This window comes from Fulvivirga imtechensis AK7 (assembly GCF_000331535.1).
In the GTDB taxonomy this organism is placed as follows: domain Bacteria; phylum Bacteroidota; class Bacteroidia; order Cytophagales; family Cyclobacteriaceae; genus Fulvivirga; species Fulvivirga imtechensis.
The window spans coordinates 1-19,309 of record NZ_AMZN01000031.1 but is presented as its reverse complement, the minus strand read 5'-3'; the positions used below and the strand labels follow the sequence as shown (position 1 = coordinate 19,309).

Genomic DNA, 19,309 nt, shown 5'->3' with positions numbered 1-19,309 from the left:
CAGACTGCAGTAAAAGCACAGGCTTTTGATGGGTGAGGTGTGAAACATGTATTTTCTAAAAGTCATAATTTCTTTAAGTTACCGCGTATGGCCTCTGGGACTATATTTACTGTTAAGTTAGCGGCTATGGCCCTTTGGCGGGAACGTTTAAAGCCACTAAATTAACGTGAGCTCGACATAGCAAAACCGATTAAAGGTATGCAAACCAGGAAGACCGACCCAAAACCCTCTGTATAAGGCCCTACTGGAATGAAAGATCTCACTAAGTTCAAGGGTACAATTAAAAACCTGGGAAGGCCCTTCCTCTCGTACCAATACCAGGTTTTTCAATAAACTGAAAACCAACACTACCGATAACGACAAGAGTTTTATTAGAGACACTAAGTAATTGATAACGTAAAAACTGCCACAATTACACCTCCCGCAGGGATTCCAGATTAAAGCATCATTCCCGGTTTAGCAATGCCATTTTTTCCCGTACCTTTTCAATAAGATCTTCGACTTCAAAGGGTTTGCCAATATAGCCATCAGCCCCCATGTCCATTGCCATCAAAACTTCATCTTTTTCTACACTGGCGGCAACATATATAAAGGGGATATCAACCGTTGAAGGGTTATTTTTCAACTGCCTGAGGACCTCGAAACCGTTCATTTTAGGCATGAGTATATCGCAGAGTACCAGATCAGGCCTTCGTTCTTTGATCTTATATAGTCCCTGCACACCATCTTCAGCAACCATTATTTCATAATCTGCCAGCTCCAGTATTTCAGCGGTATTATCCCTGATATCGTAATTATCCTCAATGATGAGTATGGTTTTCATGGTTATGCTGTGGCATTTCCATAGTAAATGTAGTGCCCTCTCCTTCTTTACTGGTGAAGTGTATAGTTCCTTTCATTAGTTCGACATATTGATTTACAATAGTCATACCAAGGCCGGTGCCAGAAATACCCTCTGTGTTTTTGGCCCGGAAAAACTTATTAAACATATATTGCTGCTCATCTTCGGGTATACCAATACCATGATCTCTGACCATCATAGAGATGCTCTTTTCGTTATTCTCAAAATTTAGCTCGATGTCAGTATATTCCGGAGAGTATTTTATGGCATTTGAAACCAGGTTTTTCATGATATAGTGAAGCTTTTTCCTGTCCAGGATAACGGTCCTGTCTCCCTTATGGCTTAAGTAGATATGCTGCCCTTTCTTCTTCAGCGCCTTAACGTCTTCGATCACTTCGTACATAAATTTCAACAGATCGAACATCTCTAACTCTAACACTACCTTGCCCTGTTCCAGCTTATCCAGTGATAGAAAGTCGCCCAGTATCGTGCTGATACTATTGATGGATGTTCTGATCCTCTGAAGGTGCTTACCCACCCTTTCATCCTTTTCCCATGTACCATATTGCTCTACCAACATGAGGCTCGAAAGGGCAATACTCAGGGGGGTGCGCAGTTCATGAGAAGCCATAGAAACAAATCTCGACTTCAGGGCGTTCATCTCTTTTTCACGACTGAGCACCTTATGCAACCTCTTTGTACGATGCCAAACCAGATCCTCCAGCTTTTCCTGGGTCAATCGCTGATCATGTATATCATGACAACACCCGACATACCCGGTAAATTCACCTTCCGGGGTATATGCTGGGTTGCCTGTATCCCGGATCCAGCGATATTTGCCATCGTGGCGCCTCAGCCGGTATTCGATTGAAAAAGACTGATGGTTCTCTAAAGCATTGTTATAATTAGTAACCGTTCGGGGCAGGTCGTTAGGGTGGACATTTTCTGTCCAGCCAGTGCCCAGACCATCTTCCAGTAAACGCCCCGTAAACTGAAGCCATGTTTTGTTGAAATAGGTCCATTTCCCATTCGAATCGGTTACCCAGATCATTACCGGAGCATTATCAGCCATACTTCGAAGCCATTGCTCACGATCGGCCAGAATTTTCCTGGCCTGAACTTGCTCTGATATATCGGTTATGAAAGCTACTGCCAGTTTTTCATTGTCCAGTTCATAGTGTCCGAGGCCAACCTCTACAGGAAAGACTTCTCCATTCTTCCTGCGAGCGTATAACTCCATACCCAGACCCATCGGGCGATCCTCCGGATCTTTAAAATATTCTTCCCTTATGAGACTGTGTTTTTCACGGAGTTCCTCTGGGATCAATATCTCGACAGGTTCGCCCGTTAACTCCTCCACAGAATACCCAAAAGACTCTTCTGTATACGGATTAGCCAACTCAATACACCCTCTTTCATTAACAACGATGATACTGACCGTGGCGCAATTAAATAATACCCTGAATCCGGCTTCGCCCTCTAGTGCAGTTGGTTTTTGTACTGTCATTTCGCAACAGTCATTAGTGTTATATAAGGGTAATAATAAATTTAATACTTTTTAGGGAGCCTTAAAACTCTTTTTACCCACATGTAAGTTTATTTATAAGATTGATTCAAAATTGAATTATAACACAGAGGCGGCATAATCAAATTAATAAAATATACATTATTTACCAAGTATAACCCAAAAAATTGGCATTAAATTGATAGGAGCTACGTACGAAGCAGCCTAACCTACGGACAACATGCTAAGATTCGGGATGTACCAGGGCTTTGATTGTAGAACAGACCGCAATTAAAAACAGTTTAAAAGGTTCCATTTTTATTTTTGTGGCAGGTAATATTTTATGCATTTACCCACTCCAACGCTCCTTCGAGTGTGTAGAAAGGCTTAAACTGTACATGAGACTGCTCCTGATTGACTAAAATAGGGAAGATAACCTGATCCGGATTTTGCATGATCAACGCCACTTTACTACCTCCAAATATTGCATGATGCTTCTGGTAAAACGCGGCAATTTCCGTTGAAGCCTCTGGCCCGGCCACTAAAAATCCATTGCTGTATTCCAGTATAAACTTTCTTGTGTTAGGAGGTATCAAACCTTTCTCAATAATATCTTCCCAACTGGCAATGAGATCCTCCATGTAAATTGCCCCCGAGTAATACTTATAGAAGATCCTGGTTTGAGGATCAAACTCACAACCTATGAATGGATTCATGAAACAAAAGTTGGTTTCATTCTAAATTAAATCAAAGGAGCTATTTATCTGGATTGATGTAATTTTAATACATAATTTAACCTGGAGTATGAAAAAAGCAAAACTGGTAATGTCCTGCACCAGAGTTGCTCCGTTCGTTTTTATTAGTACACTAATATCTTAACTTCATCACCAGATGGTCATACTCCTTCAGCGCGCCAGGCTCGGCAAACATCACCTCCCCGTTTTTCTCTAACACTGTGGTGATGATGTTATCCACCAAGTCATGTTTCTCATCGTTGCTCACATAGTAGTGGTAGTTCTTATCGACCAGCAGGAACTGTGCTCGTCCCTCTTTAGCCACAGCATAGCTATCATCCGCTCCGGATATCACAAGCGCTCTGTTTCTGAGCTCCCTTATCGTGCCGATCAGAGCGTTTATATTGGCGTCTTTATGTTCCTTAACTGCATACCAGGCATTTTCAGCGAGTACATGCATATTTCTATCTGTGAAGCTGCCGGTTACGCTACCCATTATCAGTTCAGGGTTCGAGGGCTGAAATTCGTGTAGTAGTTCAGCAGACCCCGCCAAAATGGCTTTTTGGCCGGTACCACTGATGTACTTCTGTACCTGAGCATCTGCGGACCGGATAAATGCATTCATTCGCTGGCTTTGCATCAAAGACTTATCTTTTTCAAAAGACTTCATCGTATATCCATAGGAGTTGCCAAGAGCCGGTCTGGAGTATTCGTATTCTTCATTGTACAGCAGGGGAAAATCTTCATTTTTCTCTTCTACTAATACATTGCCCACTGCGGAAAAAAGACGGATCATCTTCTTGCTTAGCAGTAATATTTTGTATGGTTCCGTGTACTGTTGCAGGTAAAAAACATTTCGGAATTTAAAGTATTTGCCCACCTCCACCTCCTTTTTCACGGTAAAAGGAAAGCGCAAGAGAGCCGACAGTTCCGCAGAAACGTACATTCCCATTCCGTCCAGCGCCTGCTTGGGGTCAACACTCTCGTAAAGCACATTGACTTTGTTAGACAGGTCTTTTTTTAGCTTTTCCGGAGCCCGGGCTTTTTCGATAAGCTCGGTTACCTCGTTGACTGCCAGGCGCAGTGAAAGATCATTTTCTTCCCACGCCGAGGGGTCCCTCCTGGTGGGTATCTGTAAAGTCACACACAGACCGTTGTCTTTGGTTACTTTACTAACTAAGTCCGGGTCCAACATTAGGTGGTGCATGGTATTATTATTTTTAAGGTTGCTAGTCATCTTCATTTTTAAAATAAGACGCCTGTAAAATGTCGGAAACAGGTAATTTGTGATAATAACAGGTAAACCCCCACAGCTTCCATTTTCATGCCTTTTTATATCGAAAAGTACGCTATTATTTATGTCAGCGCCAATGACTGCAATCATTCATAAGAGAGATTTTATACTTCAGTTGGCCATAGCTGCAAACCTCGAGCCCTAAGCTGCAAGTCACAAAACAAACCAGCAATCTGTAGTCAGTAACAAGTGATCGGTGATCGGTGATCGGTAATCGGTAATCAGTAATCGGTAATCAGTAATCGGTAACCTGACCTGACCAGTAACCAGTAACCAGTGACCAGTAACCAGTGACCAGTAACCAGTAACCAGTAACCAGTACCCAGTAACCAGTGACCAGTGACCAGTGACAGACCAGTAGCCAGCAACCCCGCCCCTCAGCTCTCTGCGCCACGCTCTCCGCTCTCCACTCTCCACCCATGATATTAATCATATTGCCACATGAGCCCGATCATTCATTGGCCTGGGGGTAAAAGGTAGCTTTAAAGAATTTATTTTTTATTAGCAAAAATTATAACCCGTATGGAACCACATTTTTATAATGTCAATGTAACCTGGAGTAGCCACAGAAAAGGTGTTATGCACTCCCCTGAACTAAACGATGAATCTTCCAAAAATCAACATATAGAGGTAGCCACTCCCCCTCAATTTCCTCAGGGTATGCCCGGTATTTGGTCTCCTGAACATTTGTTTACCGCAGCGGTGAGTAGTTGCTTTATGACCACCTTTCTGGCAGTAGCCGAAAGTTCAAAACTTGCATTTAAATCATTCAGTTGTCAATCAAGCGGAAAGCTGGAAAAACTGGATGGAAAACTACAGATGTCAGAGGTGTATATTGAGCCCAGGGTCACTATTTTTGATGAAGACGACTTTGATCGTACCATACGGATATTGGTAAAAGCAGAGACAGCTTGTCTCATTTCCAATTCAATAACTGCAAAAGTGGTGATGAAGCCTATAATTGAATATGCCGCTTTAGTTAGCAGGACATAAAAACCTCTGCCAGAGCTTAAACCATGTGTGCTGGCTTCGATCCCGAAAGCCATAAATCTTTAAGGCCTCCGGGACGTTGACCAGTTTGAGGCAGGGGTGGGCAAAACCGGCTTCTGTCTTCACAACTTTTTTCCTTACCTGATTATTGAAAGACGTCTTCGGTTTATATTCTGAAACTAAAGAGAAAGCTTAAATGACGACACATGACACCAGTTAAGAGTTTCTATTTCACCCATTAAAGCTTCCCGTTATCAGTACCCAGGATCATGGAAAGGGTTTTCCATTTGGGATTATAATCTGCCACCAGCTTTAAAATACCAACAAAAGGCACAAAGAGGATCATCCCGGCTACACCCCACAATACACCACCAACGAATATCACCTGCAGCATTACCAACGTGTTAACATGCAGCCGGTTGCTCACCGCAAGGGGAAATATGACATTAGCCTCCAGGTACTGTACAAACGTAAATATAGCTACAACACCTACCGGATACCAAACAGAATCATACGTGATCCACGCCATGGTGATAGGCAGCAGAGATCCTACAATAATGCCCACATAAGGAATAAAGGTAAGGACAGAGGCAATAAAGCCAAACAGGATAGCATGCGGAACTCCCAGTAGCAGGAGGCCTACACTGTTTAACGTGCCCACCACCAGATATACTATCGCCATTCCTTTTATAAAGTTATAATACGCCTGAATGGTCAGAGATATAAGCTCCAGTATACTTTCATTTCGCTCATTAGGAAACAACCGGTAAAGGATTTTCATCCAGTAACTCCTGTAATAAAGGATCAGCACAGCGTAAACCGGGATCAGCAAAAACAGTACAGCAGAAAACGCTGATGCCGATATAGTGTTACGAATTACTGTCAGCATATTTCCTCCAGACTGATCTGACATTTTGGAGATCATTTCCTTCTGCTTATCTTTTGAAATACCGAATACGTCAATGAGCATTTGGCTCAGATCATCGATGGATTGTGACAGTTTGCTCTGTAGCGAGGGCCATTCATCTATAAAGGATATGAACTGGCTGACCAATAGGGTAAGTAATAGCAAACCCAGTATAAGTAATATAAATACTGCAACAAGAATAGCTGTGAGCCGACCTAACCCCTTCCTTTCCAGCCATGCACAGACAGGATATAGAACAAAGCTGATCAGCAATGCAAAACTCACCGGGATGAAAACATCCCTTCCGAAATATAAAATTACCGACCCGTAGACAATGATCTGCAACCATCTCAGATAGGATGACCCTGACACAAATACTGACCGCTGCATTGGCATAGATAAATATCGGGTTTTTGAAAAATCCCCCGTTATGGTAGCCGGGGAGTACCCAAATTTATAAATTATGTGTTAAAAACAACCTTAACTTCTGCCTCAGCAAGCGCAATATTTTCAATACCTCGCATGAGAGCATCAGGATTAAATGAAATTGAATCAATACCACACTCAACAAGAAAGCGGGCAAAATCCGGATAGTCACTGGGAGCCTGACCACACAACCCGACCTTCACGCCATGTTCATGGGCTACCTCAATCAGTCGCCTTATCAGGTACAGTACAGAAGCATCATTTTCGTTAAAAAGATCACTAACAATAGCTGAATCGCGGTCAAGCCCAAGTGTGAGTTGTGTAAGGTCGTTGGAACCGATCGAAAATCCGTCAAACAATGTAGCAAACTCCGCAGCAAGCAGGATATTACTCGGAATTTCAGCCATTACATACACCTCAAGGTCATTTTTCTTTCTTTCCAATCCGAATGATGACATCACATCGAGCACTTTTTTACCTTCTTCAACTGTGCGGCAGAAAGGGATCATTACCTTCACATTGGTCAGGAGCATTTCATTCCGTACTTTCCTGATAGCCGCACATTCGAGTCCAAATCCTTCGCGATATCGTTCGTTATAATAGCGGCTGGCCCCTCTGAATCCCAACATCGGGTTTTCCTCCTCCTGCTCAAAAAGCCTTCCTCCTAGTAATTTGGCGTACTCATTCGTCTTGAAATCACTCATACGCACAATTACCTCTTTGGGATAAAAAGCGGCTGCCACCAAGGCTATAGACTGAGCCAGCTTATCAACAAAAAACTGCTTTTTATCAATATAGTGCCGGGTGAGCGCATCGATCTGCTTTTTCTCCTTATCGTCCGGTAGCTCATTATATTTGATCAGCGCCATGGGGTGTACCTGCAAGCTATTGCTGATCATGAACTCCATTCTCAATAATCCCACCCCCTGGTTGGGATATGAAGCATAAAGCAGCGCCTTTTGGGGATCCGCCAATATGAACATAGGCTTTGTTTTTGTTCTGGCGATGGATTGAAGGGTAGTTTCTTTCTCCTCCCAGTTCAGCTTGCCATTGTAGATATATCCCTCATCGCCCCCCGCACAGGAAACGGTGATCTCCTGCCCGTCTACCAGTTTTTCAGTGGCAGCCATCGTACCCACCACTGCCGGTATGCCCAGTTCTCTCGCAATAATAGAAGCATGACTGGTCCTACCTCCTTTGTTGGTTACGATACATATGGCTTTTTTCAGCAAAGCATTCCAATCGGGGTTGGTAATGTCTGCTACTATTATATTGCCAGCCTCCACCTTAGCTCCATCAGCCAGAGACTTCACAATACTGACCTTGCCGCTGACAACGGAACGTCCCACTGCCTTTCCTGTAAGCAATGGAGTTTCCCTGGTTGACAACTTATATTCTTTCAACACCAATTCCCTATTGGTGGAATGTACAGTTTCAGGCCTCGCCTGTACAATGTATAACTTTCCCGAAAGACCATCCTTAGCCCATTCTATATCCATTGGCAGGTCGTAATGCCGCTCAATACTTAATGACCATTTGCCCAGTGTCGATATCTCATCATCGGTAAGCACATACTGATCTCTCAAGGCAGGTGGAGTTTCTTTCCAGGTGGTGTTCTTACCGGATCCGGCACCATATACCACCATCTGCTGTTTATTACCTAGTACACTGTAGATCAATGACCTTTTGTCCGCCTCGATGGCAGGCTTGAACAGGTAGAATTCATCGGTATTTACTGCGCCCTGAACTACACTTTCTCCTAAACCCCATGCTCCTGTTACATATATCAGGTTCTTATTTCCGGTCTCGGGTTCTATGGTAAATATTACTCCGGCACTGCCTTTGTCTGCTCTCACCATCAGTTGTATCCCCACAGACTGCCCTACCTGCATATCGTCAAAGCCATTATCCATGCGATATTTGATAGCCCTGTCGTTAAACAGGGACGCATAGCATCGCTGTACTGCATCCAGTAAATTATCCAGGCCGGATACATTTAGAAAGGAATCATGCTGACCCGCAAAGCTCGCTGTTGGAGAATCTTCTGCTGTTGCACTGCTACGAACGGCAAAAGTAGCGACCTTTCCCTCTGCTGCTACAAACTCGTAATAAGCATCTGCTATTGCTCGCTGCACCTTTTCAGGAAATGTGGCCTTCAGTATCAGATCGCGACACCGCGCCCCTACTTGAGGAAGGTTGTCTAGTGTGGCACGATCCAACATATCAAGCTCAACCTGAATTTTATTGTTTAGCTCGTTGTATGAAAGAAAATCATAATAGGCGCCTGCGGTGATCGCAAAACCCCCGGGCACATTAACCCCTAGTGGCGTCAGCTTTTGGATCATTTCACCCAACGAGGCATTTTTACCTCCTACTTTTGCCAGGTCCTGCATGGTCAGTTTATTGAATGATAATATATAGGTTGTCTTCATGGCTCCAATTTCACTTCACTTTTAGACTAACAAACTTACCATACGCCTGGTACAACGACTATGACATTTGTTTACACCACAGGTGATTTACATCAGGTTTTGTCACGTAATATCCTACCCCCTTAAAACATGACAACAATCACCCTGAGAACCTGATTACCATCATCCTTGTTGACTAGTATGATGACTAGTTTTGACTACTAAACTAAAAGCACTAATTATGATCTCTGTTACATCGGCTACAGACAGGTATATTGTACAGCCAACACTACTCAACAAACACAGAAAAACGCTGGAGTGGCTATCCTCAGCCGTTTTATGGAAACATGAACTCGCTTTCTTTCAGAAACTACTAGACCAGTATGCCCAAAAATTTTCGGCTGCTGAAGACAAACAAAAAATTGAATATTTCCAAAATATTATCCTCTACTATAGAGGAGAGCTAATTAATGAGCTCACCGGCAAACTGCGGCTTCATGAGAAAAAACTGGCGGATATGCTGGAAAGGAAAGATGAATCAAAAATAGAATACTTCCGGGAACATGATGCAATAATGAACGAACTTGAGTCATTTAGCAGGCAATTTATCCAATACAAGGAGGAGTTTTTTGAGTTTATTGAAAAAGCGATGTAGTGTGCTGGTCACTGGTCTTGTTTCTGGTTTCTGGTTTCTGGTTTCTGGTTTGCTAATTGATCTTACTGATGGTATTCAAGCGCCTCGCTCTCCTTTAAAAATTCGTATACCTCATGATTGAAAGCGTCCAGATCGGCTTGCTTTATTCTGTAGGCAGTGGTGTATTTCACTGTATCCTTTTTCTCTTTGGGTAAAAGATCGTTGATCCACAGTTCGGTCACATTTTGTGGTGATTTTCGCACCAGCTTTGTAAGTTCTCCGGTAATTTTTTCTTTCTGCCCTGGCACTCCTCCACATATTGTTATAAATGAGTAGCGACTGATGTTGTCCTTTTCCAATACCAGGAATGACCTCAGCGGAGAAGCTATTTTGCCCGCCCAGATAGGTGCTATGAATATAAAATTGTCATAATCATTGAGAAATACGTGCAGTTGCTTGATCCTGGGCTTTCTTTTGAAAAATATATCCATAAAAATGGTAAACCCGGTCCTCTTTTTCTCCTCTTCGATCCTGGCCATATCGCAATCCAGTTTTTCCTGTATATCCCTGGCTAAAAGTTCGTTGTTGCTGGTAAAGGAGTAATAAATTATTAAAGTCTTCATAGGTGTAGTGTTTGCAGTTCTAATCGGAGTGTAGTGTATGTTTTTGAAATCTCAATACCCAATACAACCCTTTTACATTGGCCTTCCATTCCGGCAGGAGGATCACAAGAATTATCTCCTCCAAAAGCTGTACTGCCGTAATTAGTGCAGCTATGTAAAACATCAGTTGCACCGGTCCGAGGTGAAAGAATATCATTATAAAAAAAATGGCTTGTACCACAGCCGCAGTCTTGGCCAGGTAAGTATGAAAGCTGGTAACCCGCTGATATGCTACCAAAGCAGCTACGGTTTGAATACCGAACAAAGCCAACAGTGCAACTATAACCATCCATTTGCTGTTGATAAATTCGGGGTGGATAAGCCAAATCGCAATTGTAGATACCAAAACGGTTGCATCGTCTGCCACAGAATCCAGTCTTGATCCAAACACGCTGGTCACATTAAATTTGCGTGACAACGGTCCGTCAATGGCATCAGTTAGAAAGCTTAGCGCCAACAGCCACTTAAACCACACCACCTCTCCGATATAAGCCAGCAGCAGCAAAAATGGCGCTGAAACCAGGCGATACATGGTTATACCGTTGATGACATAATAACTGGTCTTGTGGGTATTCATATCGTTACTATTGAAATTCAACCACATCCGCAACTACCACAGTTGTCACTTTGGTATAGAAGAATAAATTTAAAGACTCGGAATCGTACCTAACATTGACCAAAGCCAGCTTCCGGTCAACAGGTTTGCCATTCGCTGATTCAAAGTTGTTCCACAAATTTTGCATAGCCGTTTTGTAAAGCAACCGGTTATTACTCAAGGGTATCAACGCGACCTGGGTAGTAGCCATCCCCAGACCATAACTCACCCCAAAAACCGCTCCTGATGAGGCCTCACCAGAAACATTCGTAGCCACAATTTTAAAATTTGGTTCTCTGAGTTCAACGTTGGTCAAATGACTAGAGGTTGTGAGACCGGTAGAAGCACATCCCCCTATGATCAATATTAACCCTGTTAAGCCTGCGGTTATCAGTATTCTTTTCATAGTGGTAGGTTTTTGGCCTGAGAATCATTTCCGGCCCTTGTTCTGATAACAATATTACTTATTCAAACATCTAACAGGTATGATGCTTATCCTTACGTTCCATGATTTTCATCACTTCCCTGGTATGCATCCAATCATTGTTTTCGAAAATGGTTGATCACGCCACCAACTAAGATCATTTTTACCTGCCGCTCGCTGAGGCTGTGTTTTAATTCACAGGTAAGCCCTTTAGTTTCATTAACAGCATAGTGTTTTTCATTGTTTTTAAAGCTATCCACCAGGTTGTCCAGGCGCATGACATCACCGGTAGCTATATGATCATAGTCATCCGCATTAGCAAATTCAAAGGGTATAATCCCAAAGTTGATCAGGTTTTGCCACCCCAGGCGGGCGTAACTTTTAGCCAGAACCGCCACCTGCCCCAGGTATTTCGGGGCAATGGCTGCATGTTCACGGCTTGATCCCTGAGCATAATTTTCCCCGGCTACCACTATATGCCCTCCGAATTTATCCTGCGCCTCTTTCGCATGATCATAGAAGTTTTCATCTATTACAGCATAGGCCCATCTGCTGATCTCGGGAATATTGCTGCGCAGCGCCAATACTTTAACTCCTGCCTTTAAAATTTCATCGGTGGAGATGTTATCACCCATTTTAAGGATCACCGGAACTCTCCTGCTGTTTTCCAATGAAGAAAATTCGGGGAAGGTTTTTATATTTTTTCCTTTTTCAAGCGATATACCCCGCCCGTCTTTCGGTGGGGCTAATAACATATCCTTATTAACGATCTCCCTTTCCGGATACTTATAGCGCGGGTATTCCATATTGTAAAGCTCCTGAAGGTCTCTCGGGTCCGTAATTTTTCCTGTAAGGGCCGAAGCTGCTGCCGTTTCAGGGCTGCAGAGATACACCTGGTCATCCAGCGTGCCTGATCTGCCGGGGAAATTACGCGGCACTGTACGCAGGCTGATCTTTCCGGAGGCAGGCGCCTGCCCCATGCCTATGCAACCCATACACCCGGCCTGATGAAAGCGTGCTCCTGATCTGAAAAGACTTGGAAATGAAGAAGTATCGATAAGATTTTGAACTACCTGCCTTGAAGTAGGGTTAATGTCCAATGATACATCAGGATGTACATTCTTCTCTTTAAGGATCTCTCCTACCACCCAAAAATCACGGATCCCCGGGTTGGCTGATGAACCCACTACTGCCTGTGCAATGGGTTTGCCCGCTACATCTTTAACCCTTACTACATTACCGGGGCTACTGGGGCAGGCAATCATAGGCTCCAGGTCTGATAGATCAACCTCATCCGTAAGATCATAATGAGCCTCGGGATCAGGCACTATTTCTTTCCAATCATCTTCCCGCTCTTGTGAGCGAAGGAACCGTTTAATCGCGTCATCTGACGGGAATACCGTGGTCGTTGCCCCCATTTCCGTACCCATATTGGCAATCACATGTCTGTCCATCGCGCTCAGGCTTTTAAGTCCTGGCCCATAATACTCAATGATCATACCGCGGCAGCCCTTTACATCATACCTGCGCAACATCTCCAACACAACATCTTTGGCACTCACCCAGTCCGGCAACTGGCCAGTCAGTTTAACTCCTAATATTTGAGGCATTTTTATATATAAAGGTTCTCCGGCTATTGCAAAAGCCACATCAAGTCCTCCGGCTCCTATGGCCAGCATACCCATGCCACCGGCAGCGGGTGTATGGCTATCGGAACCTACCAGTGTTTTCCCGGGAACTCCAAACCTCTCCATATGTACAGGATGACTAACACCATTCCCCGGTCTGCTATACCAAAGCCCGAACCGCTGAGCGGCAGACTTGAGGAAAATATGGTCATCGGCATTTCTGTAGTCTGCCTGTATAAGGTTGTGATCTACATATTGAACAGATAGTTCAGTTTTAGCAGTTTCTATGCCCATAGCTTCCAACTCAAGCATTACCATTGTGCCGGTTGCATCCTGAGTGAGCGTTTGGTCAATTTTCAGTCCAATCTCACTACCAGACACCATTTCACCTGATAATAAGTGCGAAGAAATGAGCTTTTGAGTTACATTGAGTGAATTATTCATAGGCTGAAATTTGAGATTGCGTTATAGGTATAGAACAATATGGAGGGAATGATGGTTATACTTCCTTATTCGTCCCGGAGCAGAATTTTAGAATGACAGGATGACCAGGATTTAGGTCAGTCTTTCTTCGACAATACCTATCAAATCTACAGACCGAGCTTAATGCTCCTTCCCCAAATTCTGCAATCCTGTAAATCCTGATACAGACAGTTTTACCACCCTCTATATGATACAGAATTTTAGAATGACAGGATGATCAGGATTTGGGCTAGTCTTTCTTCGACAGTATCCAGTCAAATCTACAGACCCAGCTCTATGCTCCTTCCCCAAAATTCTGAAATCCTCTATTTCTGATCCAGACAATTTCAACTCAATTGTATTTTGGATTAAATAATAACTTATATTCCAGGCTCCTGCCTCCAAAATTGATTAACAAACCTCTGGGGAAGTCGTAGGCTACTGTATAATTCTTTCCCTGGGCAAGGTGAGCATCTTCTAACTTGACAACAGCTTTTAGCTCCACGACCACTTTGTCCTCAACAATAGGTGTTAACAATTCTTTATATATCGTAAATATATTGATTTCTATAAAATCGACTCAGGTAATCAGGCTTTCTGTAAAATGTCAACGCATACAATTTCCTGATTTACGCTGCATTTATCATTTATTTACATAAACTTTGCGTTTTATAACTTAAAAATCAGCATGAGCACCAATGTACACGAGATCAAGCCGGGCCGAGGATTAGGCCAGATCAAATTTGGAATGAGCACCGCACAGGTAAAAGATATTATCGGGGAACCGGATGAAGTAGAAACCTATGCCTATGAGTCAGAGGAGGGCGAGCTGAGCGAAACCTGGCACTACGACAATTTAGAGCTTTCTCTTTCTTTTGATGAAGAAGAGAACTGGCGGCTTGTTTCTATCGCCCTGAGCTCACCAGAAGCTACCATAAAAGGGCAGCGCCTGATCGGCCTCAACAGAAATGACCTCATTAAAAGGCTGGAAACGCTGGAACTGGGACCGCTTAACTTCGAGGATTGGTCATCTGCTGAAAGCCCTGACCACAAGCTTATATCCGCTGATGAGGTTGAGGTTAATTTCTGGCTCGATGAAGAGGAGCTATCGGAAATACAGTTTGGCCCTTTGTTTGACGATGAAGATAACATCCAATGGCCTGAGTAAATTAATGGAGTCAATGTCTCCTGTGCAACTGCAGAAAGTTGCATAAAGAGACATTGCCGACACTGGCGTGTAGAATACTAATTACCCAAAAATTTACCTAGAAAAAACAAAGTATAATCAAAGATTTTAGTTCGTTTAATTAACACTGGACACACTAGGTTCGTAGTTTTTAAGAAAGCGTATTTATAATTCTGGCGAATCATCATCTATCGTTTCCAGGCAAGTGATGATCACCGTTTTTCCTTTCATACAGGAAGACCCATAGTTGTTAGTGTATTCAAATCCCAGCCTCAGTTTCTTGCCATCTTCAAACTGAAAGTCCCACAAAGGGTCTTCGGTAGCGCCTTCAGGCAGAGGTGGTGTACCACAAAAGCCCCAGCGCCAGACAGGCTCCAGGTAATCACCATTTTCAAGCATAAACAGATACCCGCACCCATCCAGACCACTCAGATCTTTTATGGTTGCATTGTAAGTGCAAGACTTATTTACTTCGATGGCCTCCGATTCGCAGCTCCACAGGCCAAGAGTTACAAAAGCCACAATTATAAAATGGTATGTCTTTTTCATCAGCATTATTGTCATTTCATATATGACACTAACTCTGGCCAATTGGTTGGAAAGTATTGAAGCAACATTAACTGTGAATGGTCTTTATTATCTCTTCCGGCTCTTTGCTATCAATATACTGACCGTGAAATCCGAATGTAATATGCTGCGGTACCAGCACCCGGGCTAACTCCCTGAGATTCTTCGCATCAAGGATCAACAAAAATGACGTCTTTGTATTGGTATTTAATACAATAGACAGCAGTATACCATCGTCTTCATTTTTTGCATTCGGACGTGCGACAAATACAGGCTCACCAGGGTAGCAGTGTGCCTCACGCCAAATTACCACGTGCCCGTTAGATACATTTACTTTGCTGATGTTATCAATAAAATTACCCCTGACGGTAGTACCTACCCCGTAAACATACTGGTAAACTCTGCCACTTACCTGCCAATAATTAATCCTTGGCAACTCTATGGGCACCCTCGTTATCACGGTTCTGGAAACAGTCTTTTCTGCGGTATTGAGTCTGTACCGCCATAGTTCTGTTGTAGCAGATAATCGCTCCCCTGATCGCAAATGATCCAGGTACAATTCATCAATTACAGTAGCATCTTTATATGCCACAATATCAAACACAACATCATCCTCCTGTTCAAATGCGTTGACATGGTGAAAAGCAAAAAAAGATGTTGTATCAAAAGACTTTATCGCTCCGTTCTTCTTATCGATCAAATGTATTCTTGTACCTCTCTCCTTTTGCCACTTATAGTTCTCGATAAATGATCTGCCACCAAATCGAAGCTTCAGCACATTAGTTACCAGAGGAAATTCGGTTAGTATAATGTATCGCTCAGTCATGCCAAAACTATGCATGTATGCAGGCTTGTCAGTAGTAACGGTACCAACAAGCCGTCTTTCTCTGCTGTTGAGCTGCTGAGAATACACCTTATACTTGCTTGCAGGTCCAAATTTCGTGATAAAGCTAAACAATGTGCCCTCACGGTCATAATGGGGATGCACAACGGTAAGATGTCCTCTGACGTTACCTTTGATGCCCACCGGACCTATGGTTCGAAGATCATCCATACCAATTGCCACGGGTTTTGGTGTTTCGGTAACTGCCACAAGACTCTCGCCACACAAATTGATATTAATGCTTCCGTTATCCGTAGGGTCGGGCCCGCTGAAGAATGAAAACACCTTACCAAAAAGATCAAGGCATGGATCAGTGCCAAATTCACCATATATGATCCGGTTCTTTTCAACAGCTTTTTTATACGCCCGGCTTTCCAGCAGCTTGCAGGCATAGCTTACATTGGTGCGGCTAAAGGTAAACTTATGAAGCATGGCTAGCCCATCGAACCAATGACGGTACCTACTGTTACCCACTTCAAATTTAGAAGGGGCGGTTCTTAATAAGCTTCCGCTGAGCCACTCAGGCCATGCACCCTGTACAGGAAGTTCATTATGCACTATTTCATTTTCCTGACTTTGAAATCCAATGCTATATTCGGCCTTTGACATATGAGTCAAACAAGATTTTTCTGTAAATGTTGCACCAGGCTTTGTAAGATTTAAATCATTTTTTACTTGCCGAAAATAATAATCTTCACTATACTGTAAGTTTATTTATAATATTTTATATAATTTCAATTCACTTTGAAACGACAAGAACAACTTGAATTTTGCAAAATTTGCCAAAACAGGCAAATGGATATGCAAAAGGGCATCGTTTGTAAGCTTACAGGCGATGTGGCTACATTTGAATACTCCTGCAATGACTTTATTAAAGACGAAATAGAGGCCGCTTATCAGGAAGAACAGAAAACCACCCCCGTACAAGAGGCCAAACCTATAGAAATTATAGAGCAACTGGACGCAGACACTATAGAGCGATTGCGTGAAACGCAGGATATGCTATTTGCCCTCATCGGAGGTTTGGCTGCTGCATTATTGGGTGCTGTTTTATGGGCAACAATTACAGTTGCTACAAATTACCAGATAGGCTTTATGGCCATAGGCGTAGGGCTAATTGTCGGTTTCGGAGTACGTTTCTTTGGCTCTGGTATAGACAAAACATATGGGATAATTGGTGCAATCTACGCCCTGCTTGGGTGTCTCCTGGGTAATCTCTTTACTCAGGTATGGTTTTTAGCTGAATATCAGTCCATTGGATTATTTGATGCTTTTAAGCTTTTAAATACCAATCTTCTGGTTGCCATTTTTGAGGAGACTTTTAGCCCTATTGACCTGATATTTTATGGAATTGCAGTTGCTGAAGGTTATAATTTTGCTTTCAGAAAACTTTCATTTGAAGAGCTGGCACTATTGAAAAAGTCACCGGAATTCATTCCCTATCCGGCCAACCATAAGTTGCGAACACCATTGGTAGCAGTCATTTTCGTGGGCCTGTCTGGGTTATTCTTTGGTCTTCGTGGTGGTGTTAACGGCTTGCAAACCTACTACTACGAAAGCGGGGCTAAGATGTCTGAAGGAGAACTTGTAGATGGTGTGGTCAACGGCCCCTGGACATATTATGATGAAAATGAAAACATTACCCTCAAAGGAAACTACGAAAATGGGCTGGAGAATGGGAAATGGACCTGGTATGAAGGCAGTATTATGACCAAAGAAGGCCACTATTCAACCGGAATCCCACATGGAGTCTGGATCAATTATTACAGCAATGGATTTGTGGCTGACTCAGGGGCCTACAACAATGGAAGAAAGGATGGATGGTGGATCATTAGGCATGAAAGTGGTCGCCTTGCCGGCCGGGGTAAATTTCTCAGAGACAAGCTTACAGGAAACTGGGACTACTTCTATGAAAACGGAAAACGGAGTTCAGAAGAAAGCTACGACAAAGGGGTATTATCCGGAAAAACGACCTACTACTATGACAATGGTCAAAAATCAAGGGAACTTGAATATCACGATGAAAAACAGCGGATCATTAACTGCTGGTCGCCAACCGGTGAAATATTGGTGGCCGAAGGCAACGGTATTTTTAATACTTACTTTTCTAATAATAAAATAGCCCAAACAGGAACCGTTAAAGATGGCAAAAAAATAGGTGTATGGAAAATTTTCCATGATAATGGCACTCTGCAGGCCGAAGGAGAATTTGACGAAGAAGAAATCTTTGTCATCGATAAATATTGGGATGATACGGGTAATATTGTTATTAAAAACGGAACAGGTAACGTTACAAATTTTGGCATTGAGAATGGTTTATATCAAGAAGGCAAACTAATCAAGGGTTACCGACAAGGCTTATGGCATACTTACAACACCAACAGTGCATTACTGATAGAAGCAAACTATAAAAACGGAAGGTTTCATGGCACTTACAAAGGATATTTTCCTTCGGGGACATTAAATATCGAAGGGTATTATGAAAATGGCAAACAAAGTGGGATCTGGTACTGGTACTATGAAAATGGTCTGTTAGAAAGCTCTATTAATTTTGCCAATGGCAAGAAAGATGGCGTTCAGGAGTTTTATAACGAACTGGGCATAAAGATCAGAGAAGAAGTGTATAAAGCCGGAGAATTGGTCGAGGAAAACATTACCAGCCTTTAGAATATTTGGAGCTGTCTCAAAAGAACATCCCGAGGTAGCCAACAACTTTTTAGTTGATTTTGTGGATAATGACAGTTACCCGAACGGCCTTGAGCAAATGGCGTTAAGTATTTCAATGCAACACGTACTTTGTAAATCACACTGTTTGTGACCGATGACAACCGGGCGAGTTTGTGATCTGTCATCACAGGGATTGAAATTTAGCCATTTGCTCACAGCCTTGACTTTTTCACATAGGTATCCTCCACAGGAGTCCTTTGGACCTTTGGGATTTATTACTTTTTTGTGTCAAGACAAAAAAGTAAAGACATGCAATGAAAAATCAAAATAGCCACAAAAGTTACAAACTGAGCAATAAGATGCTATCATCTGACTATCAGCATGAAAACTTGTCATTGGTAGGTAACGAAGGACCTTACTAAGTTATAAGGCAGGTATTTTCATCGTAGTGATCCCGATAATTATTATAATTATCGGGACTCTTTAGTTTGGCT

Annotated in this window: 17 protein-coding genes; 4 read left to right on the top strand and 13 right to left on the bottom strand. The window is 42.8% G+C overall.

The window, feature by feature from the left end; all coding sequences use genetic code 11:
• Window positions 1-445: 445 nt before the first annotated feature.
• The 4 genes from C900_RS09270 to C900_RS09255 form a co-directional block, all read right to left on the bottom strand.
• The gene (locus tag C900_RS09270) at window positions 446-823 is read right to left on the bottom strand and encodes a response regulator transcription factor (RefSeq protein ID WP_009579534.1); all 378 of its coding nucleotides are present in this window, start codon (window positions 821-823) and stop codon (window positions 446-448) included.
• On the bottom strand, window positions 801-2,348 hold the full coding sequence (locus C900_RS28300) for a sensor histidine kinase (protein ID WP_009579533.1): 1,548 nt from the start codon (window positions 2,346-2,348) through the stop codon (window positions 801-803). Before C900_RS28300 ends, C900_RS09270 begins: the two co-directional genes overlap by 23 nt.
• 338 nt (window positions 2,349-2,686) lie before the next feature.
• Window positions 2,687-3,061, bottom strand: a complete 375-nt coding sequence (locus C900_RS09260; protein ID WP_009579532.1) for a hypothetical protein — start codon at window positions 3,059-3,061, stop codon at window positions 2,687-2,689.
• Between the two features lie 151 nt (window positions 3,062-3,212).
• Window positions 3,213-4,463, bottom strand: a complete 1,251-nt coding sequence (locus tag C900_RS09255) for a baeRF3 domain-containing protein (protein WP_009579531.1) — start codon at window positions 4,461-4,463, stop codon at window positions 3,213-3,215.
• Between the two features lie 432 nt (window positions 4,464-4,895).
• Between C900_RS09255 and C900_RS09245 the strand changes: the two genes are divergently transcribed.
• Window positions 4,896-5,366 carry an OsmC family protein gene (locus tag C900_RS09245; RefSeq protein WP_009579530.1) on the top strand — a complete coding sequence of 157 codons (471 nt, stop codon included), beginning with the start codon at window positions 4,896-4,898 and terminating at the stop codon, window positions 5,364-5,366.
• Window positions 5,367-5,601: 235 nt separating this feature from the next.
• On the opposite strand, the gene C900_RS09240 is transcribed toward C900_RS09245, so the two are convergent.
• Entirely contained in the window at window positions 5,602-6,660 is a 1,059-nt protein-coding gene (locus tag C900_RS09240) for an AI-2E family transporter (protein WP_040496301.1), read from the bottom strand.
• Window positions 6,661-6,731: 71 nt separating this feature from the next.
• Entirely contained in the window at window positions 6,732-9,128 is a 2,397-nt protein-coding gene (ppsA, locus tag C900_RS09235) for a phosphoenolpyruvate synthase (protein ID WP_040496299.1), read from the bottom strand.
• 220 nt (window positions 9,129-9,348) lie between these two features.
• On the opposite strand from ppsA, the gene C900_RS09230 reads away from it, so the two are divergent.
• Window positions 9,349-9,762, top strand: a complete 414-nt coding sequence (locus C900_RS09230; RefSeq protein ID WP_009579526.1) for a hypothetical protein — start codon at window positions 9,349-9,351, stop codon at window positions 9,760-9,762.
• A 62-nt stretch (window positions 9,763-9,824) separates the two neighbouring features.
• Here the strand turns inward: C900_RS09230 and C900_RS09225 are convergent, their stop codons facing one another.
• From C900_RS09225 to C900_RS09205, 5 genes are all read right to left on the bottom strand, one after another.
• The gene (locus C900_RS09225; RefSeq protein WP_009579525.1) at window positions 9,825-10,364 is read right to left on the bottom strand and encodes a flavodoxin family protein; all 540 of its coding nucleotides are present in this window, start codon (window positions 10,362-10,364) and stop codon (window positions 9,825-9,827) included.
• A 19-nt stretch (window positions 10,365-10,383) separates the two neighbouring features.
• Complete coding sequence (locus C900_RS09220; RefSeq protein ID WP_009579523.1) at window positions 10,384-10,980, bottom strand: CDP-alcohol phosphatidyltransferase family protein; 597 nt, start codon at window positions 10,978-10,980, stop codon at window positions 10,384-10,386.
• Window positions 10,981-10,987: 7 nt separating this feature from the next.
• A complete protein-coding gene (locus tag C900_RS09215) occupies window positions 10,988-11,404 on the bottom strand; it encodes a DUF6567 family protein (protein WP_083867470.1) in 417 nt (138 codons plus the stop codon).
• 134 nt (window positions 11,405-11,538) lie between these two features.
• A complete protein-coding gene (locus tag C900_RS09210; RefSeq protein ID WP_009579517.1) occupies window positions 11,539-13,494 on the bottom strand; it encodes an aconitate hydratase in 1,956 nt (651 codons plus the stop codon).
• A gap of 370 nt (window positions 13,495-13,864) precedes the next feature.
• Window positions 13,865-14,050: a GxxExxY protein gene (locus C900_RS09205; protein WP_009579515.1), complete on the bottom strand. Its 186-nt coding sequence runs from the start codon at window positions 14,048-14,050 to the stop codon at window positions 13,865-13,867.
• Between the two features lie 150 nt (window positions 14,051-14,200).
• On the opposite strand from C900_RS09205, the gene C900_RS09200 reads away from it, so the two are divergent.
• On the top strand, window positions 14,201-14,680 hold the full coding sequence (locus C900_RS09200) for a hypothetical protein (RefSeq protein WP_009579513.1): 480 nt from the start codon (window positions 14,201-14,203) through the stop codon (window positions 14,678-14,680).
• Window positions 14,681-14,863: 183 nt separating this feature from the next.
• On the opposite strand, the gene C900_RS09195 is transcribed toward C900_RS09200, so the two are convergent.
• Entirely contained in the window at window positions 14,864-15,247 is a 384-nt protein-coding gene (locus C900_RS09195; protein ID WP_157493964.1) for a hypothetical protein, read from the bottom strand.
• Window positions 15,248-15,314: 67 nt separating this feature from the next.
• Window positions 15,315-16,757 (bottom strand): carotenoid oxygenase family protein, encoded by a 1,443-nt coding sequence (locus C900_RS09190; protein WP_009579510.1) that lies wholly within the window; start codon window positions 16,755-16,757, stop codon window positions 15,315-15,317.
• 192 nt (window positions 16,758-16,949) lie between these two features.
• On the opposite strand from C900_RS09190, the gene C900_RS29835 reads away from it, so the two are divergent.
• Window positions 16,950-18,815 carry a toxin-antitoxin system YwqK family antitoxin gene (locus C900_RS29835; protein ID WP_009579508.1) on the top strand — a complete coding sequence of 622 codons (1,866 nt, stop codon included), beginning with the start codon at window positions 16,950-16,952 and terminating at the stop codon, window positions 18,813-18,815.
• Window positions 18,816-19,309 lie beyond the last annotated feature (494 nt).

Coding starts and splice junctions, on each gene's coding strand:
- C900_RS09270 (WP_009579534.1), bottom strand. CDS start 823: ATGAAAACCATACTCATCATTGAGGATAATTACGATATCAGGGATAAT.
- C900_RS28300 (WP_009579533.1), bottom strand. CDS start 2,348: ATGACAGTACAAAAACCAACTGCACTAGAGGGCGAAGCCGGATTCAGG.
- C900_RS09260 (WP_009579532.1), bottom strand. CDS start 3,061: ATGAATCCATTCATAGGTTGTGAGTTTGATCCTCAAACCAGGATCTTC.
- C900_RS09255 (WP_009579531.1), bottom strand. CDS start 4,463: ATGATTGCAGTCATTGGCGCTGACATAAATAATAGCGTACTTTTCGAT.
- C900_RS09245 (WP_009579530.1), top strand. CDS start 4,896: ATGGAACCACATTTTTATAATGTCAATGTAACCTGGAGTAGCCACAGA.
- C900_RS09240 (WP_040496301.1), bottom strand. CDS start 6,660: ATGCAGCGGTCAGTATTTGTGTCAGGGTCATCCTATCTGAGATGGTTG.
- ppsA (WP_040496299.1), bottom strand. CDS start 9,128: ATGAAGACAACCTATATATTATCATTCAATAAACTGACCATGCAGGAC.
- C900_RS09230 (WP_009579526.1), top strand. CDS start 9,349: ATGATCTCTGTTACATCGGCTACAGACAGGTATATTGTACAGCCAACA.
- C900_RS09225 (WP_009579525.1), bottom strand. CDS start 10,364: ATGAAGACTTTAATAATTTATTACTCCTTTACCAGCAACAACGAACTT.
- C900_RS09220 (WP_009579523.1), bottom strand. CDS start 10,980: ATGAATACCCACAAGACCAGTTATTATGTCATCAACGGTATAACCATG.
- C900_RS09215 (WP_083867470.1), bottom strand. CDS start 11,404: ATGAAAAGAATACTGATAACCGCAGGCTTAACAGGGTTAATATTGATC.
- C900_RS09210 (WP_009579517.1), bottom strand. CDS start 13,494: ATGAATAATTCACTCAATGTAACTCAAAAGCTCATTTCTTCGCACTTA.
- C900_RS09200 (WP_009579513.1), top strand. CDS start 14,201: ATGAGCACCAATGTACACGAGATCAAGCCGGGCCGAGGATTAGGCCAG.
- C900_RS09195 (WP_157493964.1), bottom strand. CDS start 15,247: ATGAAAAAGACATACCATTTTATAATTGTGGCTTTTGTAACTCTTGGC.
- C900_RS09190 (WP_009579510.1), bottom strand. CDS start 16,757: ATGTCAAAGGCCGAATATAGCATTGGATTTCAAAGTCAGGAAAATGAA.
- C900_RS29835 (WP_009579508.1), top strand. CDS start 16,950: ATGCAAAAGGGCATCGTTTGTAAGCTTACAGGCGATGTGGCTACATTT.